Below are 12,079 nucleotides of genomic sequence, written 5' to 3' on the forward strand. Positions count from 1 at the left end.
CCATGTATGCCTCGCTCACTACCTTCAAACCCTGCGACCTGCCCACTCTGCTGAGCAGTCTGCAGCCGATCGCGGCGTTGCTCGACACCCTGTCGGACGTGGTGTTTTTCATCAAGGACAGCGAGGCCCGCTACGCCTTCGTCAACCAGACCCTGGCCCGGCGCTGCGGCTTCAAACACAGTGACGAGCTGCTCGGGCGCACCGCCGACATGGTCTTTCCGGAGCGCTTCGGCCCGCTGTACACCGAGCAGGATCGGCGGGTGCTGTCCACCGGCCGCGAACTGGCCGACCAACTTGAACTGCACCTGTATTACGGTAACCAGCCGGTCTGGTGCCTGACCCACAAACTCGCGCTGCGCGACCTGCAAGGTCAGATCGTCGGCCTGGCCGGCATCTCCCGCGACCTGCAAGCGCCACAGTCCAGCCATCCGGCGTTCCAGAAACTCGCGGCGGTGGACGCGCATATCCGCAGCCATTTCGCCCGGCCAATCAGCCTCGCCGAACTGACCGCAATCGCCGGGTTTTCCGTGGCGCAGCTGGAGCGCCATTGCAAACGGGTGTTCCAGCTCACCCCACGGCAGATGATTCACAAGGCGCGCCTGGAAGAAGGCTCCCGACTGTTGCTGCACACCGACCTGCCCATCACCGAGATCGCCCTGCGCTGCGGTTACACCGATCACAGTGCCTTCAGCCGGCAGTTCCGTGCCTTGACCAGTCTGGCGCCGAGTCAGTATCGCGAAAGCCGTCGCTGAACCCGGGCGAGTGTTCCTTTAAGGGGCGCCCGGCGTTCCCATTGCTCCCTTCTGTAACACCGCCTGATCCAGGCCACCGAAGCGTTCTTCTCCTACGCCCTGTTCCCACAATCTTGTAAGACCTTTAGCTCAAGGCTTGGCGATTAATTCTCGCCGCTGTTCGGAAACAGGCACGCTCATTGCTAATCTCATATCGTATACGAAATTCTCAATACGATATCCAACAGCACTTTCCGACAACGAGGCCTCTATGAAAAACCCCGCATTTGCCGTAGCCCTCAGCGCTGTTCTCAGTACGTCCTTTATCGCCACCGCCCAGGCTGACAAGCTCGACGACATTATTGGTTCGGGCAAGCTGCGCTGCGCCGTGACCCTGGACTTCCCGCCCATGGGTTTCCGCGATGAAGGTAACAACCCGGCCGGTTTCGACGTGGACTACTGCCGCGACCTGGCGAAGATCCTCGGGGTCGACGCCGAAGTGGTTGAAACGCCCTTCCCCGATCGAATTCCGGCGTTGGTCTCCGGGCGCGCAGACGTGATTGTTGCCTCCACGTCCGACACCCTCGAACGGGCCAAGACCGTCGGCCTCACCGTGCCGTACTTCGCCTTCCAGATGGTGGTGCTGACCCGCGACAACACCGGCATCAACAGCTTCGCCGATATAAAAGGCAAAGCCTTGGGCAACACCAGCGGCACCTATGAAGCCATCGCCCTGGAAAAAGACGTGAAGAATTGGGGCACCGGCACCTTCCGCGCCTATCAGTCGCAGAACGACACGCTGCTGGCGGTCGCCCAGGGTCACATCGACGCTACCGTGGTCACCAACACCGTCGCCGCCGCCACGATCAAGTCGGGCAAATACAAGAACCTGAAAATCGCCGGTAACGCGCCGTACACCATCGACTACGTGTCCCTGGGCGCCAAGCGCAACGAGTATGGCCTGCTCAACTACCTCAACCTGTTCGTCAATCAGCAGGTGCGCAGCGGCCGATACAACGAGCTGTTCACCAAATGGGTCGGCACCGAGATTTCACCCGCCGACCTGACCGTGCCCAAGGTCTATTACTGAGGTGTCCGGCATGCCTAGGCCAACCTCTCTGACCGGTCGCAGCCTGGTCGCCGGCGCCGCACAAGGCGCCCTGCTGTTCGCCGATGTCGGGCTGAGTTTCTGGGGCGGGGTCGATCCGTACAGCGGCGAGGTCATCGACCGTCACCACCCGCTGAGCGGCGACTACCTGGCCGGCCGGGTGCTCGCCATTCCCAGTGGCCGCGGCTCGTGCACCGGCAGCAGTGTGCTGATGGAGCTGATCAGCAACGGTCATGCGCCGTCCGCACTGGTACTGGCCGAACCCGATGAGATCCTGACCCTGGGCGTGCTCGTGGCACAGACCATTTTCGAGCGTTCCCTGCCGGTGCTGTGCATCGGCCGGGAGGCCTTCGCCGCCTTGCGCGGAAAGGCCTTTGCTCGGGTCGAAGCATCAACGGTGACCCTGTTCGAACACCTGCCGGGCGATGCCTGGCAGGCACTCGACAGTCCGTTGCCGACAGCAGAAAAAAACACCTCTATCGAACTCACCGAACACGATCAGGCGCTGCTGGACGGCAAGCACGGCAAGGCCGCCCAGGTGGCCATGCAGATCGTCCTGCGCATGGCAGAACTGCAAGGCGCCCACCACCTGGTGGATGTCACCCAGGCACACATCGACGGCTGCATTTATACGGGACCTGCGAGCCTGCACTTTGCTGAACAGTTAGTGCAGTGGGGAGCAAAAGTACGGGTGCCGACCACCCTCAATTCCATTTCTGTCGACCAACGCCGTTGGCGCGAGTTGGGCATTGATCCGGCACTCGGCGTACCGGCCAGCGCCTTGGGCGATGCGTACATGGCGATGGGAGCACAGCTCAGTTTCACTTGCGCACCCTACCTGCTCGACAGCGCGCCGAAGGCCGGCGAGCAAATCGTCTGGGCCGAATCCAACGCCGTGGTGTATGCCAACAGCGTGCTCGGCGCACGCACCCTGAAATACCCGGACTACCTGGATATCTGCATCGCCCTGACCGGCCGCGCGCCCCTGATCGGCTGCCATCTGGACGCGCAACGTAAAGCGAGACTGCAAATCGAATTGCCGGTTTTGCGCGAGTTGGACGATGCTTTCTACCCCTTGCTCGGTTACCACATCGGTGCCCTGGCCGGCAGCCGGATTCCGCTGGTGCTGGGGCTGGAACACAGCAAGCCGAGCCTGGATGACCTGAAAGCCTTCGGCGCCGCTTTCGCTACTACCTCCGCGGCGCCGCTGTTCCATATCGCCGGAGTGACCCCGGAAGCACTCGACCCGACGCAGGTGCTGGAGGCGGATGCCCATGTGCCGGTGGAAAAAATCCGTCTGAAGGATTTGCTGCTCAGTTGGCGTGAGCTCAACAGTGCACGCGACAATCGGGTAGATGTGGTCTCGCTGGGCAACCCGCATTTCTCTCTTAGCGAATTCGCGCATCTGGCGCGGCTGTGTCGGGGTCGGCACAAGCACCCCGAGGTTGTGCTCGCCATTACTTGCGGTCGTGCAGTGCTGGAGCAGGCGCGCGAGGCCGGGCATATCGCGGTGATCGAAGCCTTCGGCGCGACCCTGGTCACCGATACCTGCTGGTGCATGCTCGGTGAGCCAGTGATCCCGCGGGCTGCCAAAACCTTGATGACCAACTCGGGCAAGTACGCCCATTACGCACCCGGCCTGGTGGGCCGCAAGGTGCACTTCGCCAACCTCGCCGAATGTGTCGACGCCGCCTGCTGTGCCACGGCCAGTGGTCGTTTGCCGGCCTGGCTGCAATCGGCCGCCTCTCTGGAGAGCCCCGCGCATGTTTGATTACACCTTCCAATGGCGCGCGACCCTGCGCGCCCTGCCGGACATGCTCGCCGGCGCCTGGGTCACCTTCGAGACCGCCGCGCTGTCGATGATTTTCGGCGTGCTGATCGCCCTGGCCCTGACGGTGATGCGCGAAACCAAACAGCCCTTGTTGCGCGGCATCGGCAACGGCTGGGTGTCGATCGCCCGCAACACCCCGTCGCTGTTCCAGATCTACGTCCTCTACTTCGGGCTCGGCTCACTGGATTTGCATGTCAGCTCATGGTTTGCGCTGCTGGCCGGGATCACCTTCAACAACGCCGGCTACCTGGCGGAAAACTTTCGCGGTGGCCTCAAGGCTGTGCCGGGCACGCAAGTTCGCGCCGCGCGCTCGCTGGGCATGAGTGCCTTTCAGGCTTACCGGATGATCATCGTCCCGCAGCTGCTGCGGATCGTGTTCTACCCGTTGAGTAACCAGATGGTCTGGGCGGTATTGATGACGTCGCTAGGGGTGATCGTCGGGCTGAACAATCACCTCACCGGCGTGACCCAGGACTACAACGTCAAGACGTTCCGCACCTTCGAATATTTCGCCATCGCCGCGGCGCTGTATTACCTGATTGCCAAGGCGATCGTCGCCGTCGCCCGGCTGATGGCCTGGCGACTGTTCCGCTACTGAGGAGGTGAGCATGTTGACCACCAGTTTTTCCTGGAATGACCTGTTGTTCCTGCTTGATGGCGCCTGGGTCACTCTGAAACTTACGTTTTGGTCGATCATCCTCGGCTCCTTCGCCGGGCTGTTGTTCGGCTTGCTGCGGGCACTGTTGCCGCGCGCCAGCCTGCCACTGGCCTGGGTGCTGGACGTGTTTCGCAGCGTGCCGTTGCTGATCCAGTTTGTGTTGTTCAACTCGCTGAAAAGCATCGTCGGCTTGAACATCAGCGCCTTCAGCGTTGGTTGCATTGTGCTCGGGGTCTACGCCGCCGCGTACTTCACCGAGATCGTGCGCAGCGGCGTGCTTTCGGTGCCGTTCACCGTGCGCCGTGCCAGTCGTTCACTGGGCCTGAGTTTCCTGCAGGACCTGCGCTGGATCGTCCTGCCGATGGCCACGCGGGTGGCCTTTCCCGGCTGGCTGAACCTGGTGCTCAGCGTGATGAAAGACACCGCGCTGGTGATGTGGATCGGCATCGTCGAACTGCTGCGCGCCTCGCAAACCATCGTGACCCGCATTCAGGAACCGCTGCTGGTGCTGTGCATCGCGGGCCTCATCTACTACGTCATGAGCCTGGTGGTCGCTCGCCTGGGCGCTCGTCTGGAAAGAAGGTGGCAAGAAAATGATTGAGATCGACAACGTACACAAATCCTTCGGCAACCTCGAAGTGGTCAAGGGCGTCAACCTGACGGTGAACAAGGGCGAGGTGGTGTCGATCATCGGCGGCTCCGGCTCGGGAAAATCGACCCTGCTGATGTGCATCAACGGCCTGGAGCCGATCCAGAAAGGCAACATCCGGGTCGACGGTGTCGAGGTCCATCACAGCGCCACGGACCTCAACCGCCTGCGGCAGAAGATCGGCATCGTCTTCCAGCAATGGAACGCGTTCCCGCACCTGACCGTGCTGGAAAACGTGATGCTGGCGCCACGCAAAGTGCTGGGCAAGAGCAAGGCTGAAGCCGAGGAACTCGCGGTTAAACAACTGACCCATGTCGGTCTGGGCGACAAGCTCAAGGCCTTTCCCGGCAAGCTCTCCGGCGGCCAGCAGCAGCGCATGGCGATCGCGCGCGCCTTGGCCATGTCGCCGGACTACATGCTGTTCGACGAAGCCACTTCGGCCCTCGATCCGCAACTGGTGGGCGAGGTACTCGACACCATGCGCATGCTCGCCGAAGACGGCATGACCATGGTCCTGGTGACCCACGAAATCCGCTTTGCCCGCGATGTGTCCGACCGCGTGGCGTTCTTTCGCAATGGTTTGGTGCATGAGATCGGCTCACCAGATCAGGTCATCGGCAACCCGGTGCATGCGGAAACTGCGGCGTTTCTGAAATCGGTGAAGTAACGAATGGCCCCTTCGCGAGCAAGCCCGCTCCCACATTGGCCCGGTGTACACCCCAAACCCTGTGGGAGCGGGCTTGCTCGCGAAGGGGCCCTAACAGACAAAACAAGGAGCAAACCATGCGCTCATCGAAAGTCATCCATGTAGTCAGCTGCCACGCCGAAGGCGAAGTCGGCGACGTGATCGTCGGCGGCGTTGCACCACCGCCCGGGGCCACCGTGTGGGAACAGTCGCGCTGGATTGCCAAGGATCAGACCCTGCGCAACTTCGTCCTCAACGAACCGCGCGGCGGCGTGTTCCGCCACGTCAACCTGCTGGTGCCGGCCAAGGATCCTCGGGCGCAGATGGCCTGGATCATCATGGAACCGGCCGACACACCGCCGATGTCCGGCTCCAACTCGCTGTGCGTGGCCACCGTGTTGCTCGACAGCGGCATCCTGCCGATGACCGAACCGCAAACCCGGCTAGTGCTCGAAGCGCCGGGCGGGCTGATCGAAGCGGTGGCCGACTGCCGTGACGGCAAGGTCGAACGGGTGGAAATCAAGAACGTGCCCTCCTTCGCTGACCGCCTCGACGCCTGGATCGAAGTCGAAGGCCTCGGCTCGTTGCAGGTCGACACCGCGTACGGCGGCGACAGTTTTGTGATCGCCGATGCCAAGCGTCTGGGCTTTTCCATTCGTCCTGATGAGGCGGCCGAACTGGTCGAGGTTGGGCTGAAAATCACCCGCGCGGCCAATGAACAACTGGGCTTTGTCCATCCGCTGAACCCTGAGTGGTCGCACATCTCCTTCTGCCAGATCGCTGCGCCCATCGTCGTTGAAAATGGCATCGCTACCGGCGCCAATGCGGTGGTGATTCAACCCGGCAAGATCGACCGTTCACCGACCGGCACTGGGTGCTCGGCGCGCATGGCGGTGCTGCAGGCCAAGGGCTTGATGCAGGTCGGCGAGCGTTTTATCGGCCGTTCGATCATCGGTTCCGAGTTCCACTGCCGCATCGATTCGTTGACGGAAGTGGCTGGACGCCCAGCAATTTACCCGTGCATTTCCGGCCGGGCCTGGATTACCGGCACTCATCAATTGCTGCTCGATCCGAGTGATCCGTGGCCACAAGGCTATCGACTCTCTGACACTTGGCCTGGGGCCTGAGCACCGCCTTACAAACCCTCACCCAAATCTCTGACCAACGGCTAGCAAAAAACCCCACGTAACTGAAAAAAGCACTGGCCGAGTCTTTTCACTTGCAATATCGTATACGAAATACAATTAACGAACCGGAGGCAACAATGAGCAAGCGCATTAACTGGAGTGGCGTCTTCCCCGCGGTGACCACTCAATTCAACGACGACTTCTCCATCAACCTGGAAAAAACCCACCAGGTGATTTCCAACGTGATCCGTGACGGCGTATCGGGCCTGGTGGTGTGCGGTTCGGTGGGGGAAAATACCTCGTTGACCGCCGAAGAAAAAATCGCCGTGACCGAAGTCGCGGTCGACGCCTCCCGCGGCCGCGTGCCGGTGATCTGCGGTGTGGCCGAATTCACCAGCTTGCAAGCGGCCAAGGTCGCCAATGCCGTGCGCCGGGTCGGCGTCGACGGGGTCATGCTGATGCCGGCGCTGGTCTACGGTTCCAAGCCGTTCGAGACCGCCGAGCACTACCGCTACGTGGCGAAAAACGCCGACGTACCGTTGATGGTTTACAACAACCCTCCGATCTACAAAAACGACGTCACCCCGGACATCCTGATTTCCCTGGCCGACTGCGACAACGTGGTGTGCTTCAAGGATTCCTCCGGCGACACCCGTCGTTTCATCGACGTGCGCAATGAAGTGGGCGACCGTTTTGTGCTGTTCGCCGGCCTCGATGACGTGGTGCTGGAAAGCATCGCGGTGGGGGCCGAAGGCTGGGTCTCGGGCATGTCCAACGTGTTCCCGAAAGAAGGTGAAACCATCTTCCGTCTGGCCAAGGCCGGTCGCTTCGCCGAAGCCATGCCGATCTACGAATGGCTGATGCCGATCCTGCACCTCGACGCCCGTGCCGACCTGGTGCAGTGCATCAAGCTGTGCGAAGCCATCGCCGGTCGCGGCAGCGCCCTGACCCGTCCGCCACGCCTGGCCCTGCCGGAAGCCGATCGGGTTTTCGTCGAGCAGATCATGGCCAAGGCCCTGGCCAATCGTCCGGAACTGCCGGACGTCGGTCTCTGAGTGATTGCCGGGCGGGTCCGTTGCGGACTCGGCCCGGCTGCCTGTCTTTGCGCCTCTACAGGAAACGTCAGCATGCCCAATCCTCACAGCACCGCCCGCGCAACCACACCCTCGGGACTCAAACGTGTCGTGGCCGCGGCCATGGCCGGCACCGTCGCCGAATGGTATGAATTCTTCCTCTACGGCACCGCCTCGGCACTGGTCTTCGGCCAGTTGTTCTTTCGCCAAACCGACAGCCCGATCGACGGCATTCTCGCTGCCTTCGCCCTGTATGCCGTCGGCTTTCTCGCCCGCCCGTTGGGCGGCCTGGTGTTCGGTCACTACGGTGACAAGTTCGGCCGCAAACGCCTGCTGCAATTGAGCCTGGTGGTGGTCGGCATCACCACGTTCCTGATGGGTTGCCTGCCCGGTTTCGACCAAATCGGCTACGCAGCCCCCGTGTTACTGGTGCTGCTGCGGCTGATCCAGGGTTTCGCCTTCGGCGGTGAATGGGGCGGTGCGATTCTGCTGGTGTCCGAACACTGTCCGGACAATCGCCGAGGCTTCTGGGCCAGCTGGCCGCAAGCCGGTGTTCCGGCCGGTAATCTGGTGGCGACCGTCGCGTTACTGCTGCTGTCGTCGAACCTGTCGGAGGAGCAATTCCTTGCCTGGGGCTGGCGTGTCGCGTTCTGGTTCTCGGCGGTGGTGGTGCTGATCGGCTACTGGATTCGCACCAGCGTCGATGACGCGCCGATCTTCAAGGAAGCCCAGGCCCGGCAGGCGCAAAACAAGCAACAACAGCTTGGCGTGATCGAAGTGCTGCGTCATCACTGGCGTGCAGTGCTGGTCGGTATCGGCGCGCGGTTTGCCGAGAACATTCTTTACTACACCGTCGTGACCTTTTCGATTACCTACCTGAAGCTGGTGGTGCACAAGGACACTTCAGAGATTCTGTTTCTGATGTTTGGCGCGCACCTGCTACATTTCTTCATGATCCCGCTGATGGGTTATCTGTCCGACCTGGTCGGGCGCAAACCGGTGTACTTGACCGGCGCAATCCTCACCGCGTTCTGGGGTTTCATCGGCTTCCCGATGATGGACACCGGCAACAACTGGCTGATCATCGGGGCAATTACCCTGGGCCTGGCGATCGAGTCGATGACCTACGCGCCCTACTCGGCGCTGATGGCCGAAATGTTCCCGACCCACGTGCGCTACACCGCGTTGTCCCTGTGCTACCAGGTGGCACCGATCTTCGCCGGCTCGTTGGCGCCGCTGATTGCCCTCACCCTGCTCAACAAGTACCACAGCTCGACACCGATCGCCTGGTACCTGGTCGGCGCCGCGCTGATCTCTATTGTCGCCGTCGGCCTGACTCGGGAAACCCGCGGCAAATCGCTGCACCTGGTGGATAGCGAATCCGCCGCGCGCATCGCCGCTCTGGACACCGCCGTACCCGCCAGCGCACGTCGGGGTGATTCGTTGGCCTGAGACGCCCCCGCACCGCTCGCTCCAAAAGGACCCGGCCCCAACCTTCTCGACAGGAATTTTTCATGCCCCACATCATCGGCCACAACTACATCGACGGTGCGCGCAGTGCCGCCGGCAACATCACCGTGCAAAGCCATGACGCCAGCACCGGTGAAGTGCTGCCCTACGCGTTCACGCAAGCCACCGTTGAAGAAGTCGACGCCGCCGCCCAGGCAGCGGCTGCCGCCTACCCGGCTTTCCGCAACTTGCCGGCGAGCCGCCGCGCGGAGTTTCTCGAAGCCATCGCCGCGCAACTGGATGCGCTGGACGATGAGTTCGTTGCCCTGGTCACCCGCGAGACGGCGCTGCCGACCGGGCGTATCCAGGGTGAGCGCGGTCGCACCAGCGGCCAGATGCGACTGTTCGCTCAGGTCCTGCGCCGTGGCGATTTCTATGGCGCGCGCATCGACCGCGCCTTGCCCGACCGTCAGCCGCTGCCACGGGTGGACCTGCGTCAGTACCGGATCGGCGTCGGCCCGGTCGCGGTGTTTGGCGCGAGTAATTTCCCGCTGGCATTCTCCACCGCCGGTGGCGACACCGCTGCCGCCCTGGCCGCCGGTTGCCCTGTGGTGTTCAAGGCTCACAGCGGGCATATGGCGACTGCAGAACTCGTGGCCGATGCGATCATCCGTGCCGCCGAGCAAACCGGCATGCCCAAAGGTGTATTCAACATGATCTACGGCGCGGGTGTCGGCGAAGCGTTGGTCAAGCATCCGGCGATCCAGGCGGTCGGCTTCACCGGCTCGCTCAAGGGCGGTCGCGCCCTCTGCGACATGGCTGCCGCACGGCCTCAGCCGATTCCGGTGTTCGCCGAAATGAGCAGCATCAATCCGGTGCTGGTACTGCCCGAAGCCCTGCAACGGCGCGGCGAGAAAATCGCCCGCGAACTCGCCGCGTCAGTGGTGCTCGGCTGCGGCCAGTTCTGCACCAACCCCGGATTGGTGATCGGCATTCGCTCCCCCGAGTTCAGCGCATTTATTGAATCGCTCAGCGCGGTAATGGCCGACCAGCCGGGGCAAACCATGCTCAACGCCGGCACGTTAACCAGCTACGCCAAGGGCGTGCAGGCGCTGCGCGCACATCCGCACATCACCCTCCTGGCCGGTCGCGAACAACAGGGCAAGCAGGCCCAGCCGCAGCTGTTCAAGGCCGACGTCAGCCTGCTGATCAACGGCGACCCGCTGCTGCAGGAAGAAGTCTTCGGGCCGACCACGTTGCTGGTGGAAGTGGCCGACAAGGCCGAACTGCAACGGGCATTACAGAACTTGCACGGTCAACTCACAGCCACGCTGATTGCCGAAGCCGGGGACTTGCAAACCCATAGCGAACTGCTGCCGCTGCTCGAACAGAAAGTCGGCCGGGTGCTGTTTAACGGCTACCCGACCGGTGTCGAAGTCTGTGATGCGATGGTGCATGGCGGGCCCTACCCGGCCACCTCCGATGCCCGTGGCACCTCGGTCGGCAGCCTGGCTATCGAGCGTTTCCTGCGTCCGGTGTGCTACCAGAACTGCCCGGATGCGCTCTTGCCCGAGGCGCTGAAAAACGCCAATCCGCTGGGCATCGCCCGTCTGGTGGACGGCAACAGCCATCGCCAACCGCTATAAAACCAAACGGGCGCCAATGGCGCCCGTTTCCTATCAATCCAGCAGTGCCTTCAAGTCGTTGTGCAAGGCCTCGGGAATCTGCACGCCCTCCACCAAACTGCGCGCTCGCGCCTCGTACCGCCGTTGCGACGGCAAGCGTGCGCCCTGCCCTTGTATGCTCTGGAACATGACTTCGGCACGGGCCAGGTGCTGCTCGGTGGCTTCGCCGAGAAAGCGCCGCGGATCGAGGGCGATGATGAGCTCGCCGTGGTACGGCGACGACTTGCTGCCCGCGTCGTACGCCAGCGATTCGGCACTGGTCAGGTCACCAATCAACGGCCCGGCGATCAACTCCACCATGGCGGCCAGCGCCGAGCCCTTGTGCCCGCCGAACGTCAGCATCGCGCCGGCATCGAGTACCACGTTCGCATCGGTGCTCGGCTGCCCGTCTGCATCGACGCCCCAACCTTCGGGAATCGCTTTGCCGGCGCGTCGATGCAACTCGATCTCGCCACGGGCAATCGCACTGGTGGCGAAGTCGAACACAAACGGATCCTTGCCTGAACGCGGCCAACCGAATGCGATGGGATTGGTGCCGAACACCGGTTGACTGCCTCCCGCCGGCGCGACCCAGGCATGGCTGGGATTACACGCCAGCGCCACCAGGCCGGCAGCGGTCAGCTGCTCGATCTCGACCCACAGGGCGGAAAAATGCACACAGCGATTGATCGCCAAGGCCGCAATCCCGTTTGCCCGGGTTTTCTCCTCCAGTAATGGCAGGCCTGCCTGAAACGCCAACTGGGAGAAACCACCCGCCGCATCGACCCGCACGATCGAAGGGGCCTGGTCGGTCACTCGTGGCTCGGCATCGGCCACCACCTTGCCGGCCCTGAGCGAATTGACGCACCCCAATACCCGATACAAACCGTGGGAGGCGCAGCCATCGCGCTCGCCAGCAATCACCGTGGCGGCCACTGCCTGAGCGTGGGCAAGGTTGAAACCGTTGTGCAGCAAGATCGATTCGGCCAGCTCGCGAGCTTCGGCCAGGGACAGTCGTTTCATCATCAACTCCTCGGACAGACCGCCCAGACTGGCCCATTCCAGACGCCACGGCTTGATCGCTTTAGGCCCGGTCGACGACGA

The 12,079-nt window shown here is 62.6% G+C and carries 11 protein-coding genes; 10 read left to right on the plus strand and 1 reads right to left on the minus strand.

What is annotated here, in order from left to right; genetic code table 11:
- Positions 1-2 precede the first annotated feature (2 nt).
- The 10 genes from FQ187_RS11960 (at position 3) to FQ187_RS12005 (ending at position 10,957) form a co-directional block, all read left to right on the plus strand.
- Entirely contained in the window at positions 3-752 is a 750-nt protein-coding gene (locus FQ187_RS11960; protein WP_074877194.1) for an AraC family transcriptional regulator, read from the plus strand.
- Positions 753-1,002: 250 nt separating this feature from the next.
- Entirely contained in the window at positions 1,003-1,821 is an 819-nt protein-coding gene (locus tag FQ187_RS11965; protein WP_149629624.1) for a transporter substrate-binding domain-containing protein, read from the plus strand.
- A 10-nt stretch (positions 1,822-1,831) separates the two neighbouring features.
- Positions 1,832-3,610 carry an aconitase X gene (locus tag FQ187_RS11970; protein ID WP_149629625.1) on the plus strand — a complete coding sequence of 593 codons (1,779 nt, stop codon included), beginning with the start codon at positions 1,832-1,834 and terminating at the stop codon, positions 3,608-3,610.
- Positions 3,603-4,268 carry an amino acid ABC transporter permease gene (locus FQ187_RS11975; RefSeq protein WP_149629626.1) on the plus strand — a complete coding sequence of 222 codons (666 nt, stop codon included), beginning with the start codon at positions 3,603-3,605 and terminating at the stop codon, positions 4,266-4,268. Before FQ187_RS11970 ends, FQ187_RS11975 begins: the two co-directional genes overlap by 8 nt.
- 10 nt (positions 4,269-4,278) lie before the next feature.
- Positions 4,279-4,929, plus strand: a complete 651-nt coding sequence (locus tag FQ187_RS11980; protein ID WP_008157201.1) for an amino acid ABC transporter permease — start codon at positions 4,279-4,281, stop codon at positions 4,927-4,929.
- Positions 4,922-5,644 carry an amino acid ABC transporter ATP-binding protein gene (locus tag FQ187_RS11985; RefSeq protein ID WP_008157200.1) on the plus strand — a complete coding sequence of 241 codons (723 nt, stop codon included), beginning with the start codon at positions 4,922-4,924 and terminating at the stop codon, positions 5,642-5,644. The genes FQ187_RS11980 and FQ187_RS11985 overlap by 8 nt, the downstream gene beginning before the upstream one ends.
- 116 nt (positions 5,645-5,760) lie before the next feature.
- Complete coding sequence (locus FQ187_RS11990; RefSeq protein WP_149629627.1) at positions 5,761-6,789, plus strand: proline racemase family protein; 1,029 nt, start codon at positions 5,761-5,763, stop codon at positions 6,787-6,789.
- A 137-nt stretch (positions 6,790-6,926) separates the two neighbouring features.
- Entirely contained in the window at positions 6,927-7,844 is a 918-nt protein-coding gene (locus tag FQ187_RS11995) for a dihydrodipicolinate synthase family protein (RefSeq protein WP_149629628.1), read from the plus strand.
- 72 nt (positions 7,845-7,916) lie between these two features.
- On the plus strand, positions 7,917-9,314 hold the full coding sequence (gene abaF / locus FQ187_RS12000) for a fosfomycin efflux MFS transporter AbaF (RefSeq protein ID WP_149629629.1): 1,398 nt from the start codon (positions 7,917-7,919) through the stop codon (positions 9,312-9,314).
- Between the two features lie 62 nt (positions 9,315-9,376).
- A complete protein-coding gene (locus tag FQ187_RS12005) occupies positions 9,377-10,957 on the plus strand; it encodes an aldehyde dehydrogenase (NADP(+)) (protein WP_149629630.1) in 1,581 nt (526 codons plus the stop codon).
- A 33-nt stretch (positions 10,958-10,990) separates the two neighbouring features.
- Here the strand turns inward: FQ187_RS12005 and FQ187_RS12010 are convergent, their stop codons facing one another.
- Complete coding sequence (locus FQ187_RS12010; RefSeq protein WP_149629708.1) at positions 10,991-11,998, minus strand: Ldh family oxidoreductase; 1,008 nt, start codon at positions 11,996-11,998, stop codon at positions 10,991-10,993.
- Between the last annotated feature and the right edge of the window lie 81 nt (positions 11,999-12,079).

Source organism: Pseudomonas sp. ANT_J28, from assembly GCF_008370005.1.
Taxonomy (GTDB): domain Bacteria; phylum Pseudomonadota; class Gammaproteobacteria; order Pseudomonadales; family Pseudomonadaceae; genus Aquipseudomonas; species Aquipseudomonas frigoris.